Below are 20,733 nucleotides of genomic sequence, written 5' to 3' on the forward strand. Positions count from 1 at the left end.
GCCTGCACCCTATGGCAAGCCCTGTTCGGGACCCCGTCGGTAGTCTCATGGTGGAGGTCCGATGAACGATCATGCCCCCGTCCTGCTGTATGACGGCGTGTGCGCACTGTGCAACGGAGCGGTGAAGAAGATCCTGCGTGACGACAAGGTCGGAACGATGCGCTTCGCGGCCCTCGACAGTGAGTACGGCAAGCAGGTGATCGCGCGGCACCCCGAACTCGTCGGTGTCGATTCCTTCGTGATCGTCGACAATCCGGGGGATCCTGCCGAACGAATTCATATCCGGTCCGACGGCGTGCTGCGCATCATCGACTATCTCGGCAGCACCCGAAGAGCCTCCCTCATCGCACTGGTCCCGCGGCCCATCCGCGATGCGCTCTACCGGCTGGTCGCCCGAATCCGATACCGGGTGTTCGGGCGGTACGACACCTGCCCGTTGCCGCCTCCGGAGGTGCGGGCGCGTTTCCTGGCCTGATCCCACGCCAAAACGGGTGCGTTCACTGACAGCGTGATCCGGCCATGTCTACCAGCGGTACCGTGGAGATATGGCCGACCTCCCCTTTGGATTCGCTGCTGGCGACGACCCCGACCGTGAGCCGGGCGACGGCGCGCGGCCGGGACCCGGCTCGGGACCGTCGGGCGCGGACCCGTTCGGCTTCGGATCTGGTGGATTCAATCCCGCCGACCTCGGGCAGATCTTCACCCAGCTGGGACAGATGTTCAGCGGGGCTGCCGCCGGTGCGGCCAGTGGTCAGTCCACGGGCGCGGTCAACTACGACATCGCCCGGCAACTCGCTTCAAGCTCAATCGGATTCGTCGCGCCCATCACCGAGGGCACCCAATCGGCGATCACCGATGCGGTGCACCTGGCCGACACCTGGCTCGACGGAGCCACCGCGCTGCCCGCCGGGGCCACCCGAACCGCCGCCTGGACCGCAACCGACTGGGTGGACAACACTCTGGAAAACTGGAAGCGGCTCGTCGACCCTGTCGCCGAACAGATTTCAGGCATGTGGGCGGCCAACCTGCCCGAAGAGGCCCAGGGCATGGCCGGTCCGCTGCTGGGCATGATGACCCAGATGGGCGGCATGGCCTTCGGGTCGCAGCTGGGCCAGGCTCTCGGACAGCTGTCCCGAGAGGTGCTGACCTCCACCGACATCGGATTGCCATTGGGCCCCAAGGGCACGGCGGCTCTGCTTCCGGTCGCCATCGAGGCGTTCTCCGAGGGCCTCGAACAGTCCAAGAGCGAGATCATGACCTTCCTGGCCGCCCGGGAAGCCGCACACCACCGGTTGTTCAGCGGCGTGGGCTGGCTGACCATCCGGCTGATGGACACCCTTGAGCAGTACGCCAAGGGCATCTCGATCGACATGAGCGCCATCGAAGAAGCCGCGCGCGGCTTCAACCCCGCGTCGCTGGGCGACCCGTCCGATATGGAACAGATTCTGTCCCAAGGCATTTTCGAGCCGAAGACCACGCCGCAACAGGAGCAGGCCCTGGAGCGCCTGGAAACCCTGCTGGCGCTGATCGAGGGATGGGTACAAACCGTGGTGACCGACGCGCTCGGCGAGCGCATACCCGCGACCGCGGCCCTCAGCGAGACCTTGCGGCGCCGCCGCGCGACGGGCGGCCCGGCCGAGCAGACCTTCGGCACCTTGGTGGGCCTGGAGCTGCGGCCGCGCAAGTTGCGTGAGGCAGCAGACCTGTGGCGCAGGCTCACCGACGCCGTGGGTGTGGACAAGCGCGACGCGATCTGGGCACATCCGGATCTGATTCCCGATGCGAGCGATCTGGACAACCCGGCCGCCTTTATCGATCGCATCGTCGGCGGAGACACCGACGCCATCGACGATCCGATCGCGCAGATCGAGAAGCTCGATCCGGGCACATCCGAATAAAACCGGAGAAATCTGCGGCTCACACATTCAGTGCTGGTCAAGGGCCGAATGCGGCTGTGGATAAACGGCTTTCAGCCACCTGGCGAGCACGCCGGATATGCCACAGTGGGTCATGTCCAGTGAGCCGACCTTCACCCTCGATCCGGCACGTCCGGTGCTGCCGAGGCCGGATGACGGGGTCCAGATCGGGTGGATGCCGCGTCATGCCGTGATCGTGCGCCCCTCATGCACCGCGCCCGCCGCTGCGGTACGCCAGCTGCTGCGTTCCCTGACCGACGAACTCACCTGGAGTCAGATCCTTGGCCTTCAGTGCGTCAAGGACTTTCATGACACCGAGGACATTCGGTCGCTGCTGGAGGAATTGGTCGACACCGGCGCCGTCATCCGGCGCACCCGATCCGTCCCGGCCGTCTCGCCGGTAATCCGACTCGTTGGTCGCGGTCCACTGTCCGATGCTCTCGCCGAGGCGCTCCGGCACACTTCGGCGCGTATCCAGCGCTCAACCCAATCGGCACACGGAAAGTCTTGGCAACACGTAGATTTGGCGATACTCGCCGATGACCTGATCGCCGACACCCGGCTACTTCGGGCACTTGCCGATGCCGAGGTGCCGCATCTGTCCGTCCGAGCGCGCGACGGTACCGGTCTCATTGGGCCCATGGTTCTGCCTGGTATCACCAGCTGCCTGGAATGCGCCGACCGCCATCGGCGTGACCGCGACGAACAGTGGCCCGCGGTGGCCGCTCAACTCACCGGGACCGTGGGCGTCGCCGCGCCGGCCACCGTGCTGGGCACTGCGGCGGTGGCGCTGGCACAGATCGACCGAGTGCTGTCGGCGATTCGCGGACAGGCGCCGGGGCCACTGGTAACGCTCAACGCGACGCTCGAGCTCGACCTGTCCACTCATGCGTTGACGGCCCGGCATTGGACCGCGCATCCCTTGTGCCAGTGCGGCGCCTATTTCAGCGGAAATTGACGAAGACCCACCTTTTGTTAACTTCATCACGACCGGGCATGATGTGCACATGGCAGAGATCCGTCGTGGCCGCGCCGCACGCGCCGCAAAACTCGCATCGCTTCCGGCCGGGATCGCGGGCCGTGCCGCGCTCGGTGTGGGTAAACGGATCGCCGGGAAATCCAAAGACGAAGTGAACGCCGAACTCGTCGAGAAGGCTGCCGAGCAGCTGTTCCAGGTTCTCGGCGAGCTCAAGGGCGCGGCCATGAAGATCGGCCAGATGCTCTCGGTGATGGAGGCCGCCATTCCCCCCGAGTTCGGGGAGCCGTACCGCGAGGCGCTGACCAAGCTGCAAAGCGATGCCCCACCGCTGCCCGCCGACAAGGTCCACCGCGTTCTGGACGCACAGCTGGGCACCAAGTGGCGTGAACGTTTCCAGTCCTTCGACGACAAGCCCGTCGCCTCGGCCAGCATCGGCCAGGTACACAAGGCCGTCTGGAAGGACGGCCGGACCGTCGCGGTCAAGGTGCAGTACCCGGGCGCCGACGAGGCCGTCCGCTCGGACCTCAAGACCATTCAGCGTCTGTCTTCCCTGTTCAAGCAGGTGGCTCCGGGTGCCGATATCAAGGCCATCGTCGACGAACTCATCGAGCGCACCGAGGAAGAACTCGACTACCGCATCGAGGCCACCAATCAGCGCACCTTCGTCAAGGCCTTCAAGGACGACCCCGAGTTCTACGTCCCCTCGGTCGTGGCCTCGTCCCCCAAGGTGATCATCACCGAGTGGATGCAGGGCCGGAAGCTCTCGGAAATCATCGCCAAGGGCACCGAAGAGGAACGCAGCAAGTGTGCGCATTTCCTCCTCGAATTCAGCATCAGCTCGCCGTATCGGTGTGGACTGCTGCACGCAGACACCCACCCCGGAAACTTCATGCTGCTCGAAGACGGCCGGTTCGGAATCATGGACTTCGGCGCCTGCGCCGCGCATGAGGGTGGTCTGCCCGCGGGCTTCGGTCCGATCCTGCGCCTGGCCCGAGACGAGAAGTGGGAAGAGCTCACCGAGGTGCTCCGTTCGGAGGGTTTCATCCCACCGAGCGCAACCTCCGTGTCTCACGAAGAGGTCAACTCCTACCTTGAGCCGTACATCGAGCCGCTCAACCACGAGACCTTCCACTTCAGCCGCAAGTGGCTGCAGCGGCTCACCGCCAAGGCCACCGATTTCCGCAGCCAGGAGTTCCTCGAGTCGTTCAAGACCAGCCGGCAGATGAACTTGCCGCCGAATTACCTGATGTTCTTCAGGGTCCTCGGCGGCCTGATCGGTATCGCCGCACAGCTCGATGCCCCGGTCGACTACGCCGCCATCATCGACAAGTGGGTTCCAGGGTTCCACGAGGACAGCAAGGCTCCGGCCGCCACTTAAGTGAGATGGAAAACCTGCGTTGTCAGACTCTCGCCGCCCCCGGCATGATGTAACGCATGGCTGAGATCCGTCGTGGCCGCGCCGCGCGCGCCGCAAAACTGGCATCCCTACCGGCAGGCATCGCCGGTCGAGCCGCGCTGGGCGTCGGAAAACGTTTGACCGGCAAGTCCAAGGACGAAGTCAACGCCGAGATGATGGAGAAGGCGGCCGAGCAGCTGTTCCAGGTTCTCGGCGAGCTCAAGGGCGCGGCCATGAAACTCGGGCAGGCCCTTTCCGTTTTCGAGGCCGCCATCCCGCCGGCCTTTGCCGAACCCTTCCGCGAGGCGCTGACCAAGCTGCAAAGCGATGCCCCACCGCTGCCCGCCGACAAGGTCCACCGCGTTCTGGACGCACAGCTGGGCACCAAGTGGCGTGAACGTTTCCAGTCCTTCGACGACAAGCCTGTCGCCTCAGCCAGCATCGGCCAGGTACACAAGGCCGTCTGGAGCGACGGGCGCGTTGTCGCGGTCAAGGTGCAGTACCCCGGCGCCGACGAGGCCGTCCGCTCGGACCTGAAAACCATGCAACGGTTGTCATCGCTGTTCAAACAGATCGTGCCCGGAGCAGACGTCAAAAGCATCATCGACGAACTGATCGAGCGCACCGAGGAAGAACTCGACTACCGCATCGAGGCCACTAATCAGCGGGCCTTCGCGAAGGCCTTCAAAGGCGACCCCGAGTTCTATGTGTCACCGGTCGTGGCCTCGGCGCCCAAGGTCGTTATCAGCGAATGGATGCAGGGCCGCAAGCTCTCCGAAATCATCAGCAGCGGAACCGAAGACGAACGCAACGAGTGCGGCCGTCTGCTGCTGAAGTTCACGGTCAGCTCCCCGTACCGGTGTGGACTGCTGCACGCAGACACCCACCCCGGAAACTTCATGCTGCTGCCCGACGGGCGCCTCGGCGTCATGGACTTCGGTGCCGTCGCCACCCACGAGGGCGGGTTCCCTCCGAACCTGGGCCCCATCTGGCGTCTGGAGCGCGACGGGATCTGGGATGAGCTCATCCCCCTCATGCGCGAGGAGGGATTCATTCCGCCGCGCACCGAGGTCTCACCGGAGGAGATCGACGAGTACCTCAAGCCGTTCATCGATCCGCTCAAGTCCGATGAGTTCCACTTCAGCCGCAAGTGGATGCAGCGGGTCGCCGCCAAATCCAGTGACCTGCGTGGGGCGCAGTTCCAGACCGGCCGGCATCTGGATCTGCCGCCCGTCTATCTCATGATGTTCCGGGTGCTGGGCAGCCTGTCAGGCATTTTGGCCCAGCTCGACGCGACGGTCCCGTACGCGCAGATCATCGGCGACTGGGTTCCCGGTTTCCGCGAGGATGAGCCCGTTGCTGCCAGCTAGCAACAGCTAGCATTCCGTGAAGACGTGGGGCAACGACGCCACACGGAACGATATGAGGTGACATGGCAGATATTCGCCGCGGCGGGCTCAGCCGAATGACCAAACTGGCAAGCCTGCCCGCAGGTATGGCCGGTCGCGCGGTCATCGGGGTGGGCAAACGATTGACCGGAACCTCGGCCGATGAGGTCAATGCCGAACTCCTGGAGAAGGCCGCCGACGAACTGTTCAACGTGCTCGGTGAACTCAAGGGCGGCGCCATGAAGGTCGGCCAGGCCCTGTCGGTGATGGAGGCGGCGATACCGCCGCAGTTCGCCGATCCGTTCCGTGAGGCTCTGGTCAAACTGCAGAGCGAGGCACCGCCACTGCCCGCGGCCAAGGTGCATCGGGTGCTCGATGCACAGCTGGGCACCAAGTGGCGTGACCGATTCCAGTCCTTCGACGACACGCCCGTCGCCTCGGCCAGCATCGGCCAGGTACACAAGGGGATTTGGAAGGACGGCCGCGAGGTGGCCGTGAAGATCCAGTACCCGGGCGCCGATGATGCGCTGCGCGCCGATCTCAAGCTGATCCAGCGGATGACGCCACTGGCCAAACAGATTGCGCCCAAAGCAGATATCGACAGACTGGTCGCGGAGATCAGCGACCGCATCGAGGCAGAACTGGACTACCGCCAGGAGGCGTCCAACCAGCGCGCATTCGCGAAGGCCTTCGCCGAAGATCCGAAATTCTTCGTGCCGGCGGTGGTCGCGAGCGCACCCAAGGTGATCATCGCCGAGTGGATGGAGGGACGGCGGCTCTCGAAGATCATCTCCGAGGGCACCCGCGAGGAGCGTGACTCCGCCGGCGCTTTGATGCTCGAATTCACGGTCAAGTCACCGGAAAAGGTCGGCTTGGTGCACGCCGACCCGCATCCGGGTAACTTCATGCTGTTGCCCGATGGGCGTTTCGGCATCATCGATTTCGGCGCGGTCTCCGAGCACCCCGGGGGCATTCCGCCCGAATTCGGCGAGGTGCTGTGCTGGGCCCGAGATGAGCAGTGGGAGCAGGTGATCCGGCTCATCAAGCAGCTCGGATTCATGCCACCGGAGGTCCAGCTATCCGGGGATCAGGTGATGGACTACATCCGGCCACTGTGGCCCTATGTCGATCCGCTGCGTTCCGGTGAATTCCATTTCACGCGCGAATGGTTCCAGCAGGCCGCGGTGGCGTCGACCGATCTCCTGGACGAGGGATTCACCGAACGATTCAAGCTGGCACGTCAGATGACGGTGCCACCGGGTTACGTCATGCTGCTGCGCACGCTCGGCGGAATGATCGGGGTTCTGGTGCAGCTCGGCGCGCACGTGAACTACGCGGCAATCGCCGAGGAATGGATGCCGGGGTTCTTCGAACCAAACGCGAAAACGGCCTGATAACAATGCTCCCCACCGCCACAGGGCGATGGGGAGCATTGGTTGTCGAGTCCGACGACATTCGCAACATGCCGGGTCATGCCGCGGCGGGATCTGCGGCCGGCAGCGGGTTCTTGCGCGGGCGTCCACGCGGGCGCTTGCGCGCCACGATGGCGCCCTGCTCCAGGATCTCGCCACCCCACACACCCCAGGGCTCCGCGCGGTCCAGCGCGGCAGCCAGGCACTGCGACCGGATCGGGCAGTCCGCGCACAGCGTCTTAGCCCGCTCCAAGTCCGCGGGACTTTCCGCGAACCACAGGTCCCCATCCGCGACGTGGCACGGTAGCGCGAGTCTTCGGGCCTCCACTTCGACGGTCATCATGTGTCCGTTCACCTGCTTCCTCTTCGGTTCCTTGAAAAACTGCTGGTCTCGTATCGGTGTCTTATCGATCGAGATCCGGAACCACGTCTGAGGTTTTGAGGCTCAAACAAAAGTGGCCACGGATCCCGGTGGTGTCGGGTCCGTGGCCTGGGAGGCGGTTGCGGGGCTACCTAGATGTATCCCCTATTCACGGACGCGACATTCGCGGCTGCGGCGACGGCGGCGCGGTGCTTAATGCCGACGGCCGACATGCTCTGAGCCGCCGGCTTGGCAGCGGCGGCATGCGTCAGGAGCGACGGCGGAGCGAGCGGCGATACGACAAAGGCACCATGGGCATCACGCCACAAGGTGTCGCCGTAATTGGTGGGTGTGTTCATCGCTCCTCCTTCCGTCTACTCACTCGTGAACAGGTCTGGTTCGGAATCCTCGCGAATTCCTGAAGCCCAGAGTAAAAGGTCATCTATTGGTTGACAAGTTATTTTTGACCTGCGGCGATACTTCAAAACCAGTTTTTCCGAACTGGCATCTTTTCCGGACCTCCGGTTACACAGATATCAGCAGTCGGGAGCGGAACAGGTCCAATACCTGGTCCAGGGCCGCGCGCGTGGGCTGACCCGGCTCGTCGATGAGATGTTCGGTGACCACCGAATGCGCCGGCATCGGCGAATGGGGATTGGCCACGTCGCCGGGCAATTCGATGGCAACGAACGCGTCCCCCAGCTCATCCCTGAGGAACTGGAATCGCTCGGCCGGCACCAGCTTGTCGGAGGTGAAGCGCATACCGAGCACCTTGAGCCCGTCGTGCTGACAGCGATGCTTGACCTTCTGCAGGTCTCCCGGAGAAATGTCGATGTTGTAGCGATGCGACTTGGTGAGCCCGAACGGCAGCGACGGTTGCGACAGCACAGGGGCCAGCAGCCTGTCATCGGCCGCCATGGCCAGCGCGTATCCCCCGGTGAAACACATACCGATGGCGCCGACCCCGGGACCGCCGTTGCGCTCGTGCTCGTTCTGAGCCAGGGCCCGCAACCACGCCACCACCGGGGAGCTCTTTCCGGTGGCCAGGACCGTGAATTCACGGCTGACGCAGCCGCGGAACATCGAAGACGCTATGTAGGTCGCGGTACGCAACCATCCCTCTTCACGGGGGTCCGTGTTCTGCCCGGGATTCCCAAACAGGTGCGGCATGACGGCGGTGCAGCCGATGTCGGCCACCTCGCGTGCGAAGTTGGCGACCTTCGGGGTGATTCCGGGCATCTCGGCGATGACGATCACCGCCGGTCCACTGCCCTTTCTCAACACGATCTTGGTTTCGCCCTCGTGGGTGAAGGTGCCTGCTTCGAAATCGCGGAGGTCATCGTCGGCCATGGGGCGAGCCTAGGACGAGATTGCGCTGCGCGCTAGACACGTGTTGAACAAGGAACTACGAGGCTCTGGCACGGACCAAACGCAGTACGTCGGGGCCGTACTGCTCCAGCTTGCGCGCGCCGATTCCGGGAATGGCCACCAGGGCGGCGTCATCCCCCGGAAGAAGTTCGGCGATGGCGATCAGGGTGTTGTCGGTGAACACCACGAACGCGGGCACCTTCATCTCCTTGGCCGTCTTGAGCCGCCAATCCTTGAGCGCGACAAGGAGCTCCTCATCGATATCGGATGGGCAACTCTCGCAACGCCGGAGCATTACCGCCGCCGGAGTGCTGAGCGCCGCATTACAGATTCGGCAGCGTGCACCGCTGCCCCGACGTCTCGGCGTAGCGGCGGCCGGGAGTTGCGCGGTGGGGGCGATTCCGTTGAGAAACCGCGAATGCTTGCGGGACTTACGGCCACCGGCCGCCCGCGCGAGCGCCCAACTCAGGTTCAGATGCACACGCGCGCGGGTGATCCCGACGTAGAGCAGCCGCCGCTCCTCTTCGACCGGTTCGATATCGCCGGCGCGCGACAGGGCATGCGAGATGGGCAGGGTGCCGTCGGCCAGCCCCACCAGGAACACCGCATCCCATTCGAGTCCCTTGGCCGCGTGCAGCGAGGCAAGCGTCACGCCTTGCACGGTCGGTGGGTGACGCGCCTCGGCCCGCACCCGCAGCTCACGCACGAGCCCCGGCAGATCCAGCTCCGGTAGGCGGACACATTCTTCCTCGGCCAGTTCGACGAGCGCACGCAGTGATTCCCATCGCTCACGCGCCTGGGCGCCGTGCGGCTCCTCTGCCGACAAACCCAGCGGCTCCAGAATCTCCCGAACCTGTTGCGGCACAGTAGTATCTGCATGATCTCGCTCCGCGGCACGCTGCAGCGCCACCAGTGCCTGCCGCACCTCCTGGCGCGTGAAGAACCCTTCGCCACCACGCACCTGGAACGGTATGCCCGCCTCGGTGAGCGCCTCCTCGTACACCTCCGACTGCGCGTTGATGCGATACAGCACCGCTATCTCCGATGCCGGGGTTCCGGATTCCAACAGTGTCGCAATCGATTTCGCCACGGACTTCGCCTCGGCGGCCTCGTCGTCGTGTTCGGAGAATCTGGGGGTCGGCCCTTCGGCCCGTTGACCGATAAGTTGCAGCTTGCTGCCCGCCACCCGTCCTTGCGCCGCGGCAATCAACCGGTTGGCAAGCGAAACCACTTGTGGGGTCGAGCGATAGTCACGCTCGAGACGGACCACTGTCGCTTCGGGAAACCTTCGGGAAAAGCCCAGCAGATACTGCGGGGTGGCGCCGGTGAACGAATAGATGGTCTGGTTGGCGTCACCCACGACGGTCAGGTCATCGCGGGGGCCGAGCCACGCGTCGAGCACCCGCTGCTGCAGTGGGGTCACGTCCTGGTACTCGTCGACCACGAAACAGCGATAGCGATCCCGGAACTCGTCGGCTACCGATGCGGAGTTCTCGATGGCCGCCGCGGTGTGCAGCAGCAGGTCATCGAAATCGAGCAGGGTTGATCCGTCGGGCCGGGCCTTGAGCTTCTCGTAACCGGCGTAGACCTTCGCGACCTGCTCGGCGGGCACCGGCGTATCTCGCGCGAACTTGGCGGCCGCCGCCGGATAGGCCTCGGGGCTGATCAAAGAGGCCTTGGCCCACTCGATTTCACCGGCAAGGTCGCGCACGGTGTCGGTGCTGGTACTCAGCTTGGCGCGGTTCGCGGCCTGGGCGACGATGGTGAACTTGCTGTCGATGAGCTCCCAGCGCGTATCGCCGACCAACTGCGGCCAGAAGTAGCGGAGCTGCCGCAGACCGGCGGCGTGGAACGTGACGGCCTGAGCCGATCCCACGCCCAAGTCGCGTAAGCGGCCGCGCATCTCCCCCGCCGCCCGTTGGGTGAAGGTGACCGCGAGGATCTGACCGGGAGCGACATGCCCTGATTCGACCAGGTGAGCGATGCGATGGGTGATGGTGCGGGTCTTACCGGTGCCCGCTCCGGCGAGCACGCAGACGGGACCGCGCGGCGCGGTGACGGCGGCACGCTGCTCATCGTCGAGACCATCGAGGAGAGAACGCGCCACCCGGTCATCTTCGCAGCAACCGCCGACAACACCGGTCGCTGACCCCGTTCTCGGCGTTGAGACATCTCACATACCCCGGAGGAACACCCATCAGGGGTATGACGTTGAATGCCGGTGTGACTACAGCGAGCGACTCCAGCCTCATCATGTACAGCACCACGTGGTGCGGATATTGCCGTCGGCTCGAGACGCAGCTGAAGGCCGCGGGCATCGACTACACCAAGATCGATATCGAGCAGGACCCGGCCGCAGCCGACTATGTCGCCAACGTCAACGGCGGAAACCAGACCGTGCCGACCGTGAAGTTCCCTGATGGCAGCGCGTTGACCAATCCGTCGCTGGCTCAGGTGAAGGCCAAGCTCGGCGTCTAAACCACAGGTGGCCGAATGTCGGCTTTTCGCGGGAAAGGCGAGTACCCCGTGCCGAAGGTCGACACTGGGCGCGGAAGGTTCAGGCGTAAGCCCAGGATTCGACGATCTCCCGGGCGATGGAAATCGACCCGGGCAACATCAGGCGCGAGTCGGACGCGGTGGTCCAATCCCCCGCTTCCAGCGCGGCCCGCACCTCATCGCGTGTGAACCACTCTGCTTCGGCGATTTCACCGTCGTTGAACGAGAACGGCTGCGATGGATCGCCCAGAGCATGGAAACCCAGCATGATCGACCGCGGGAAGGGCCATGGCTGGCTGCCCAGGTACTGCACGTCGGTGACGGTCAGGCCCACTTCCTCGGCGATTTCGCGGGCTACGCACGCCTCCAGCGATTCGCCCGCCTCGACGAATCCGGCCAGCAGCGAGAACATCCGCTCCGGCCAGAACTTCTGACGGCCGAGCACCGCGCGGTCACCGCCGTCGTGCACCAGGCAGATGACGGCGGGGTCGGTGCGCGGGAATTCTTCCTGGCCGGTGGACGAATTCACCCGAACCCAGCCGCCCTTGGCCGGAGTGGTGGGTGATCCGTCGACGGGGCTGTAGCCAGCGCTGTCGTGCCAGGCCAGCATGGCCATCGCGGTGGCCAACAGGGCCGCACTGGTGTCATCGAACAATTGGCCGGAGCGGCGCAAATCCAGCAGGGGCGCACTGTCGTCGTCAAGTTCGGCGCGCACCGCCCACACATGGCGGCCGCCCGGGATGCGCCCGAGAAACACCGCATGCTCCGGGGGCACATCGCCGACGCGCGCCGCGTCTTCGAGAACCACCTGCCCATCGACGATATTCACCCGGCCCCGCACGTCCAGAGTGATCAGTCCCGCCTCGGCCCAACCCTTCGCCAATTCCTCAGGGTTGGAACGCAGTTCGTCGGCCCGATCGAGCCCGACGCGCGACAGCAGGGGGATGTTGCGAAGACGAAAAGTCATGTCATGCTCCGGCGTTGCGGACGTAGAGCAGACGGTCGGACGCCTCGATGGAATCGACCTCGGGCGCATCCACCCGGTGCAGGGTGCCGTCGCGCACCACACCTAGGACGATGTCCGAGAGATGACGCGGCGAGCCGCCCACCTCGCTGCGCTCCACCTCGCGTTCCGCGATCGCGAACCCCGCCTCCGGGGTCAGCAGGTCCTCGATCATCTCGACGACGCGCGGTGTCGAGGTGGCGATGCCGAGCAGTCGTCCGGCCGTTTCCGAGGAGACCACCACCGAGTCGGCGCCCGACTGGCGCAGCAGGTGCACGTTCTCTGCCTCGCGGATCGCGGCGACGATCTTGGCGTTGGGTGCCAACTCACGCGCCGTCAGGGTGACCAGCACCGAGGTGTCGTCCCGGTTGGCGGCCACGATGATCGACTTGGCGTTTTGCACACCGGCGAGCCGCAGCACGTCCGACTTGGTGGCGCTGCCACGCACCGTCACCAGGTCTGCGGCAGCCGCCGAATCCAGGGCCATCTGGTCTTCGTCGACGACCACGATCTCGGCCGGGGTAGCGCCATCGGAGAGCATCGCCTGGACGGCGGTCTTTCCCTTGGTGCCGTATCCGACGACAACGGTGTGGTTGCGCACGCGGGACCTCCATCGCTGGATCTTGAGTGCTTGACGCGAACGTTCGGTGAGTGCTTCCACCGTGGTGCCGACCAGAACGATCAGGAACAGCAGCCGCAGCGGCGTGATCACGAGAATGTTCACCAGCCGCGCGCCCTCCGTGTACGGGGTGATGTCGCCGTAGCCGGTGGTAGAGAGCGAGACGGTTGCGTAGTAGAAGCAATCGAGGAAGCTGAGCGGATCGCTTTCCTCCGGGGTGGATGCAACATCGCGGTAGCCGCTGCGATCCGCGTACACCACGAGCACCGCGGCGAAGAGCGTGCCCACCGCGATGAGGATCCGTTTTCCGATGGCCAGCCATGGGCTGGCAGCGTTCTGCGGGATACGCAGCACACCGACGAGAGCATGGTCTGGCTGTGCGGTCAACGCCTGGTCAATGCCACGGAACCGCTGGCGAAACTTACCGGCCATATGCCGATCGCGTCCGAGTCGCCGGTTGCACGGGTGTCAATCTACTCACATGGCGCCCGTCATTCGCGTTGGCTAGCGACTTGGCACCGAAGTTGCCTCCGAAGTCAGCTTCGCGAGTTCGGTTGCCCGCGGCAGCTCGGGCAGTTCCGCGGGCGCCACCGTGCGCCCCGTCCGCACATAGTGGAACACCGCGCGCACCCGCGCCGGATCGATGCCCTGCAGCGCCGCCCAGGCGTGCCGGTACGCGGCCAGCTGCAGGGCGGCGGCCTCCATCTCGGTACCCGACGGCTCATGCCCGGTCTTCCAGTCCACCACTGTCCAGTTTCCGTCTGTACTGCTGTCGGGTCCGAACACCGCGTCGATCCGGCCGCGGACGGCGGTCCCGGCGACGAAGATCTCGAACGGCACCTCGATATCGACGGGCGTTCGATCCGCCCATTCCGAGGAGAGGAACGCCGACTGCAGGGCCGCGAGGTCCTCGGCATCTTCGAACTCCCCGTAGCCGTCGCCCGGCAGATCTTCGAAATCGATGAGACGTACCGAGCCGTAGTGACGCTGCACCCAGGAGTGAAAGGCGGTACCGCGCCGGGCTTCGAGGTCCGGGCGTGTGGGGCGCGGGCGGGCAAGCCTGCGCGCGAGCGCCTGCGGATCCTGACGCAGCTCGACCAGGCTGGTCACCGAAAGATGCTGGGGAAGAGTCCGTTCCGGACGACGATGGGCCTGCTCTCGTTCGCGCAATAGAGCGTCGACATCGGCGGCCCAGCCATCGGGATCCTCGTCCTCATCCGGCGCGGCGGTATCGGCGAGTGCCTCGCGCACCAGCTGTGCCCCTGCTTCGATGTCGCCGCGCCTGCCCGCCAGCGGGTCGGCGGGCCATTGCGCCTCGACGGTCTGATCGAGCATGGGGTTGCGCTCGCCTGCCGCAGGCGCGGGGGCCCATTCCTCGACGGTTCCGCACGGGATGCCCTGGGTGATCGCATCTTCGATGACATCGCGCAGCTCGACCAGAAAGTCGGACGGACCCTTGGGTTTGAGTCCGGTCTGGCCCCAATGGTGTCCCGAGACGAAGAGTTGCTCGGCCGACCTGGTGACCGCCACGTACAGCAGTCGCCGTTCCTCGTCGATCCGGCGAGTGGCCAGGCTGTCCTTGTGTCGCGCAATGGCGTCGGAGAGCTGTTTACGGTTCGTGATGCCCTCGGTGTCCAGCTGCGGAACCCCGAAACGATCCCCCAGGGTGGCGCGGTCGCCGCGCACCAACGGGGGCAGCTCGGTGGCACTTGTCAGCCAGGTCGGCGCGGCCACACCCGAGGGAAACACCCCGGCACTCAGATGCGGGACCGCCACCACATCCCATTCCAAACCCTTGGCCGAATGCACGGTAAGAATCTGTACCCGGCCCGGGCTACTCGCGACTTCCACCGGCGCGAAGCCTTTTTCGACCTCCCATGCCGCATCCAGGTACTGCAGGAACGCGGCGATCACGCCCACCGGGTCGCTCTGGTCGGCAGCCTCCGCGAATCCGGCGGCCACATCTGTGAACGCACGCAGCTGATCCAGGCCACCGCTGCGTTGTCCCGCGATGAGCTCGACATCCAGTGCCAACACCCGCTGCACCTCGCAGATCAGGTCAGTCAGTGGCATGCCGAGCCGGGTGCGCAATGCGGTCAGTTCCCGCCGCAAGGCAGTCAGGCGCGTCCAGCCCTCCGCCGAATACTGTTCGGGAGCACCGGGATCGCTGATGGCATCGGCCAGACACGGTATGTCGGCATTCTCCCCTGCCATGTCGGAGCCGGCACGACCGAATCCCATCGCCCGCCGCCACAACACGGCCAGGTCGTGGGCACCAAGGCGCCATCGCGGGCCGGTCAATACCCGCAGGGCAGCCGGACCCGCGGTCGGGTCCGCGACAAGACGGAGCATCGCCACGGTGTCGGCAACCTCAGGAAGACCGAGCAGACCCGTCAAGCCGACCACTTCGACCGGAACACCGTGCGCGGCAAGGACCTCAGCCATCGGGGCGGCATCGCTGTTGCGCCGGACCAGCACCGCCGACGACGGCGGACGGTTCCCGCCGCGACGCGCCTTCTCGTATACGGAGGCCAGTTTTGTTGCGACCCATTCTCGTTCGGCGACGATATCGCCGAAAAGCGCACAGGCGATGTTGCCGGAAGTAGCATCCGGGCGGGGGCGCAGCGGCCGCACCGCCACCGAACGTCTCCGCGCTTCCTCGGACACGGCATTGGCCAGGTGCAGAGCCTCGGGCGGGTTACGCCAACTGGTGCGCAGCTCCCTTGTGGGCGCCGGTGAGCCGTCCGGCAGCGGGAAATCGGTGGTGAATCGGGGCAGGTTGGTCGCCGAGGCACCCCGCCAGCCATAGATGGACTGGATGGGATCACCCACCGCCGTCAACGCCAGCTCGTGATCGACGCCGCGCCCGAATAACGATGACAGCAGGATGCGCTGAGCATGCCCGGTGTCCTGGTACTCGTCGAGAAGCACTACCCGATAACGATCTCGCTGAGTCTGTCCGACGATGGGGTGTTCGGCGGCCAGACGAGCCGACAGCGACATCTGCGCTCCGAAATCGAGAACACCGCGGGCGCGCATCTGCGCTATCAGCTGGGCGACGATCGCGACGAGTTGCGTTCGTTCATGCTGTGTCTGGATCAGACGCAGCAGCCAGGCGCTCGGGCGGCCCTCCCGCTGGTACGGGCCCGGCGGCAGAGTGTGAATCAGCTGTTCCAGCTCGTCGTGCGAGGAGAGCAGATCGGTGGTGTCCACCAGATGCTCGGACAGCTGACCGGCAAGCGCGAGCACCTGAGCGGTGACCGCACCGGGCGTCTTCTCCGTATCCAAATCCCCATCGAAGTCACAGACGATCCGGAACGCCAACTGCCACAACTGCGTTTCCGTCAGCAGCCGCGCGTTGGGCTCCATGGGCAACAGCAATCCATGCTCGCGCAGCAGGGTTCCCGCATAGGAGTGGTACGTGGCGATCACCGGATCGGGTTCATCGGCACTGACGGGAGCCATGATCCCGCTTCCCGCCAGCCGGGCCAGTCGCGATCTGACCCTGCGCAACAACTGGCCCGCGGCCTTGCGCGTGAAGGTCAACCCGAGCACCTGGCCGGGGGTGGCATAGCCGTTGGCCACCAACCACACCACCCGCGCGGCCATCGTCTCGGTCTTACCCGCCCCGGCACCCGCGATGACCACCATCGGGCCAGGTGGCGCGCCGATGACGGCGGCCTGCTCGTCGGTGGGCTCGAAAAGCCCTAAAGCCCTCGATAGTTCGGACGGAGAGTAGGTGCTCACGACTGGCACACCGCCTGCCCATCTGCCTGCACGGGGCAGCATGCGCGTAGCGGGCAGTGCCCGCATCCGTCATTGACCCGCGCGATGAACAGCGGTCCCTTCGTGTTGGCCGCGGCGGTGTGGATGGTGTCACGCCAGGTCTGCTGAGCGGCAGGTGTCAACGGATCCTGATGGCGTTGAGTGGCCCCGTCATCGAGGTTCGGTTTGGCGACGTACACCAATCGGCCACCGCCGGGCTCACCCGCGGGTTGTCCGGCGATGAGACCTTCGGCAGCGGCGACCTGATAGGTGGCAAGCTGGGCGTGCTGTTGCGCATCGTCCTTGGTGGCGGGGCTCTTGCCGGTCTTGATATCGACGACGACGGCACGTCCCTCGGCGTCACGTTCCAACCGGTCGATGCGACCGACCAGCCGCACCTGCGGATGGTCGGCGTGCGTGAGCACTCCGTCGACGCCTATCTCTCGACCGACTTCGGTGAGTTCACCGCGCGTTGCCATACGCCACGCGGAGAAGGCCTCCAGTAGTTCATGATGCCGGCGCAGCTCGTTACGCGCGTACCACTGCGACTCGAACGGCATTGACTCCCAAGCCTTGTCGAGCTCGCGGTACATGGCCTCGGTATCCGCGGGATACTCACCGACAAGCGCGTGCACCAATGTTCCGAGCGCCCGGCGCGGATCGGTCAGATCGGTGCCGCCATGCCGTTCCAGCAGCCAGCGCAGCGGGCAGGCCATCAGCGTCTCGACGTTGGACGGTGACAAGCGGACCGGGCCGTCCTCGGCATGCCACAGGGGATCCTCGCTACTGACATCGGCGAGCCCGTACCAAGACCCGGGGTCTGCGCCGGAAACACCGGCCTCCGCGAGGCGAGCCAGCTGACGCGCCGCCGCGCGACGACGGGCATCGCTCACGGTGCCAGCAGATGCGGTGACGACGGCCCGCAGTTCGCCGACGAGATTAGCGGTGGTCAAGGTCCGGGACTCCGGCACTCCCGCGCGACGTTCCGGCATCACCCATTGCGGATGCGCGACCATAAGCTCGGTGAGAAAACGGGAGGCCATCGCGGAACCGCCGCCCACATCGGCATTCTCGTTGTCGACGGCCGTGACGAGAACCCGGCGAGCCGCCCTGCCCACGGCCAGCAGCAGCAGCCGGCGTTCCTCAGCGAGTGCCACCGCCGCCCCGTCGACATACGCGGCGTGATCAATGCCCGCCAGCACATCCATCAGTTCCTGGGTGCGCAGCACCCCGCCCCGTGGTGCGGTGTTCGGCCACAGCCCCTCTTGCACACCGGGGATCGCGACCACATCCCACTGCCGATCCACGGCAGCGTGCGCACTGACGATGGAGACCGCATCAGGCTCGCCCGTCGCGCGCTGACCCGCAAGCGCCAACGAACGGATGTGGTCGATCAATCCCGTCACTCCGATGCCTGGTGTGCGCGCCACATGTTCGGATGCCAGGTCGAACAGTGCGGACACCGCATCGAGGTCCCGGTCTGCTTGCGCGCCCAGCGGACCTCCGCGTTGCGACAACCCGTCCCAACGGCGTTGCAGACCCGATCGAATCCACGCCGCCCACAGCACATCGAGGACGCCCGCATCGGACGTGATGGCCTCGCGCACAGCGGCGATCACCGCACGCACGCGCCGCAGTGGTGCGGCCTGGATGTCGGTGAGCGCGCTGAGGCGCGTGTCTTCGGCATCGACCAGAACCGAACGCAACAGCGCAGCGCTGTTTCCATCCCCGCCCGCGGCTTCCTCGGCCCGCAACAGTTGGCGACGTAACCGCCTGAGCGCTACCGGATCCACCCGCCCGATCGGACCGGTCACCAATGTCACCGCGTCCTCGTCGTTCAGACTGCCCTGCGCGCAGGACACCGCCAGCAGCAACGCATGTACGGCCGGAACAGCGGCTACCGGACCGTCGTAGGACTCCGCGTGCACCGGGACACCGGCCGACTGCAGAGCGCGGCGCAGTGCCGCGCCACTGCGCGGCACCGACCTGACGATGACCGCCATCTGAGACCACGGCACCCCATCGATCAAGTGGGAGCGCCGCAGCAGGTCGACAACCAGCGATGCCTCCGCGGTTTCGGTGGGCACGGCGGCAAGACGTACGGCAGCCCCCGAAGCGCTCTCCGCCCCGTCGATCACGCGGGCAGGCGAGCTTCCGGGCAGCCGACTCGCCACCGTGTTCGCAAGTTCGGCGACCGGCGCCGCGCAGCGATACGAACTGTGAAGTTCGATGGTCGTGGCCCCGTCGTCGGCGCCGGTCTGCAACAGCTGGGCGTCGGCGCCGCGGAATCCGAACACTGTTTGATTGGGGTCACCGGTGAATACCGACAGCGAGGCGCCCCCCGCCAACAGTCGCACCAACAGCGCCGCCTGCGGATCAAGATGCTGGGAATCGTCCACGAGAAGAAGGCCGATCCGATCACGTTCGGCGGCAAGGATTCCCGGCTCGACAGCGAAGGCTTCCAGCGCCGATCCCACCAACTCGGCGGCGCCGAGCGCGGGCACCGTGGCCTGTGGAGCCGCCATCCCCACCGAGGACCGCAGCAGCATGACCTCCTCATACTGCCGTGCAAGGTCGGCAACCGCGACCCACTCCGGGCGGTTGTGCCGCCGCCCGAGAGCGCGAAGGTCTCTGGCGTCCACACCGCGCTCGGTGCACCGCGCCATGAGATCTCGAACACCGGTCGCGAACCCGGCAGTCGTCAATGCGGGCCGTAGCGAGGCAGGCCACAACCCGCCATTGTCTTCAGCGTTGCCGCACAACAAGTCCCGCACAATGCTGTCCTGTTCGGCAGCGGTGATCAAACGCGGCGGCGGATTGCCCTGACGGGCGGCATGGGCGGCAAGCATGGCGAAGGCATACGAGTGCACGGTGCGAACCATCGGTTCACGGATGGCGATGGTTCCGCGGCGCTCGAACACCGCCGCGGAGATCCGACTGCGCAGCTCGACGCTGGCCCGGGTGGAACCGGTGAGCACAAGAATGGACTCTGGGCTCGCACCCGCGGCGGTCCGCGCCGCCACGATATCTACCAGCAGGCTCGTCTTGCCGGTTCCGCTACCGCCGACCACCACGAACCGGCCTTGCCGGGCCGGGTTCAGCAGATCTGCCGCCGCACCGTCCCACGATCGGGAGGAGGTGGTCGGCGTCGGCATGTGCAGATCACAGCATGAGGGTCTGACAACCGGACCTGACCTGGGTGTCCCGCACAGAGTTCGCACGCGGATCGTGGCAGGATTCCGCGGGTGACACCGACGCTGAAGACCCACCGGTACGGCCCCGATGAACCCGCGCGTCTCGTGGCGTTGCACGGCCTCACCGGGCACGGCAAGCGCTGGGCGCCGCTTCTCGACGAGCACCTCCCCGATGTGCCCACCCTGACAGTGGACCTACTGGGCCACGGGCGCTCCCCCGCGCCCGCGCCATGGTCGCTGGAAGCGCATGCCGATGCGGTTGCCGCCGTGCTCGACGAAACGCAATCAGGGCCCGTCGTGGTGGTGGCGCACTCGTTCGGCGGCGCCACCGCGTTGCATCTGGCCGCCCGCAGACCCGACCTCGTGAAGTCGCTCGTGCTGCTGGACCCGGCGATCGGACTGGACGGTGACTGGATGCGTCAGATCGCCGAGCAGATGGTGGCCTATCCGGATTACACCGACCGCGCCGAGGCAAAATCGGACAAGATCACGGGAGCGTGGTCGGACGTGCCGGACCATGTCATCGAGGCAGAACTGGATGAACACCTGATCGAATTGCCGAACGGCCGGTGGGGCTGGCGCATGAACCTGCCCGCCGTGGTTACCGCATGGAGCGAGCTGGCACGCGATATCACTTTGCCGGACAAGATCATTCGCGTTAGCCTATTGCGAGCTACCCGCACCTCACCGCCCTATGTCACCAGCGGACTGCTGGACGCTCTTGCCGCCAAGCTTGGTGACCGGTTCGAGCTGATAGATGTCGACTGCGACCATATGGTGTCGCAATCACGACCTACCGAAACCGCCGCCGCGATACGGTCACACCTGGAGTAAAC

The 20,733-nt window shown here is 65.7% G+C and carries 16 protein-coding genes; 8 read left to right on the forward strand and 8 right to left on the reverse strand.

The window, feature by feature from the left end; all coding sequences use genetic code 11:
- The first annotated feature begins 61 nt into the window (after positions 1-61).
- The 6 genes from BB28_RS17560 to BB28_RS17585 all read left to right on the forward strand — a co-directional run bounded on the left by BB28_RS17560 (position 62) and on the right by BB28_RS17585 (position 7,073).
- Complete coding sequence (locus tag BB28_RS17560) at positions 62-475, forward strand: thiol-disulfide oxidoreductase DCC family protein (protein WP_046254430.1); 414 nt, start codon at positions 62-64, stop codon at positions 473-475.
- A gap of 70 nt (positions 476-545) precedes the next feature.
- Positions 546-1,898 carry a zinc-dependent metalloprotease gene (locus tag BB28_RS17565; RefSeq protein WP_046254431.1) on the forward strand — a complete coding sequence of 451 codons (1,353 nt, stop codon included), beginning with the start codon at positions 546-548 and terminating at the stop codon, positions 1,896-1,898.
- Positions 1,899-1,995: 97 nt separating this feature from the next.
- Positions 1,996-2,874 (forward strand): hypothetical protein, encoded by an 879-nt coding sequence (locus BB28_RS17570; RefSeq protein ID WP_046254432.1) that lies wholly within the window; start codon positions 1,996-1,998, stop codon positions 2,872-2,874.
- Positions 2,875-2,923: 49 nt separating this feature from the next.
- A complete protein-coding gene (locus BB28_RS17575) occupies positions 2,924-4,273 on the forward strand; it encodes an ABC1 kinase family protein (RefSeq protein ID WP_030096966.1) in 1,350 nt (449 codons plus the stop codon).
- Between the two features lie 56 nt (positions 4,274-4,329).
- Positions 4,330-5,661: an ABC1 kinase family protein gene (locus tag BB28_RS17580; RefSeq protein ID WP_030096965.1), complete on the forward strand. Its 1,332-nt coding sequence runs from the start codon at positions 4,330-4,332 to the stop codon at positions 5,659-5,661.
- A 62-nt stretch (positions 5,662-5,723) separates the two neighbouring features.
- A complete protein-coding gene (locus BB28_RS17585) occupies positions 5,724-7,073 on the forward strand; it encodes an ABC1 kinase family protein (RefSeq protein ID WP_046254433.1) in 1,350 nt (449 codons plus the stop codon).
- Positions 7,074-7,149: 76 nt separating this feature from the next.
- Here the strand turns inward: BB28_RS17585 and BB28_RS17590 are convergent, their stop codons facing one another.
- The 4 genes from BB28_RS17590 to BB28_RS17605 all read right to left on the reverse strand — a co-directional run bounded on the left by BB28_RS17590 (position 7,150) and on the right by BB28_RS17605 (position 10,927).
- Entirely contained in the window at positions 7,150-7,434 is a 285-nt protein-coding gene (locus BB28_RS17590) for a WhiB family transcriptional regulator (RefSeq protein WP_081252287.1), read from the reverse strand.
- A gap of 170 nt (positions 7,435-7,604) precedes the next feature.
- On the reverse strand, positions 7,605-7,811 hold the full coding sequence (locus BB28_RS17595) for a hypothetical protein (protein ID WP_046254434.1): 207 nt from the start codon (positions 7,809-7,811) through the stop codon (positions 7,605-7,607).
- 166 nt (positions 7,812-7,977) lie between these two features.
- Positions 7,978-8,802 carry a dienelactone hydrolase family protein gene (locus BB28_RS17600; RefSeq protein WP_046254435.1) on the reverse strand — a complete coding sequence of 275 codons (825 nt, stop codon included), beginning with the start codon at positions 8,800-8,802 and terminating at the stop codon, positions 7,978-7,980.
- A 55-nt stretch (positions 8,803-8,857) separates the two neighbouring features.
- Positions 8,858-10,927: an ATP-dependent DNA helicase UvrD2 gene (locus tag BB28_RS17605; RefSeq protein ID WP_046254436.1), complete on the reverse strand. Its 2,070-nt coding sequence runs from the start codon at positions 10,925-10,927 to the stop codon at positions 8,858-8,860.
- Between the two features lie 98 nt (positions 10,928-11,025).
- Between BB28_RS17605 and BB28_RS17610 the strand changes: the two genes are divergently transcribed.
- A complete protein-coding gene (locus BB28_RS17610; RefSeq protein WP_046254437.1) occupies positions 11,026-11,298 on the forward strand; it encodes a mycoredoxin in 273 nt (90 codons plus the stop codon).
- A gap of 79 nt (positions 11,299-11,377) precedes the next feature.
- Here the strand turns inward: BB28_RS17610 and nudC are convergent, their stop codons facing one another.
- From nudC to BB28_RS17630, 4 genes are all read right to left on the reverse strand, one after another.
- Positions 11,378-12,283: an NAD(+) diphosphatase gene (gene nudC, locus BB28_RS17615; RefSeq protein ID WP_046254438.1), complete on the reverse strand. Its 906-nt coding sequence runs from the start codon at positions 12,281-12,283 to the stop codon at positions 11,378-11,380.
- Position 12,284: 1 nt separating this feature from the next.
- Positions 12,285-13,370, reverse strand: a complete 1,086-nt coding sequence (locus BB28_RS17620) for a potassium channel family protein (RefSeq protein WP_030096957.1) — start codon at positions 13,368-13,370, stop codon at positions 12,285-12,287.
- Between the two features lie 72 nt (positions 13,371-13,442).
- Positions 13,443-16,685 carry an ATP-dependent helicase gene (locus BB28_RS17625; RefSeq protein ID WP_046255944.1) on the reverse strand — a complete coding sequence of 1,081 codons (3,243 nt, stop codon included), beginning with the start codon at positions 16,683-16,685 and terminating at the stop codon, positions 13,443-13,445.
- A complete protein-coding gene (locus BB28_RS17630; RefSeq protein ID WP_046254439.1) occupies positions 16,682-19,858 on the reverse strand; it encodes an ATP-dependent helicase in 3,177 nt (1,058 codons plus the stop codon). Before BB28_RS17630 ends, BB28_RS17625 begins: the two co-directional genes overlap by 4 nt.
- A gap of 90 nt (positions 19,859-19,948) precedes the next feature.
- Between BB28_RS17630 and BB28_RS17635 the strand changes: the two genes are divergently transcribed.
- Positions 19,949-20,731, forward strand: a complete 783-nt coding sequence (locus BB28_RS17635) for an alpha/beta fold hydrolase (protein ID WP_046254440.1) — start codon at positions 19,949-19,951, stop codon at positions 20,729-20,731.
- Positions 20,732-20,733: the final 2 nt, after the last annotated feature.

Source organism: Mycobacteroides chelonae CCUG 47445 (assembly GCF_001632805.1).
Classification (GTDB): domain Bacteria; phylum Actinomycetota; class Actinomycetes; order Mycobacteriales; family Mycobacteriaceae; genus Mycobacterium; species Mycobacterium chelonae.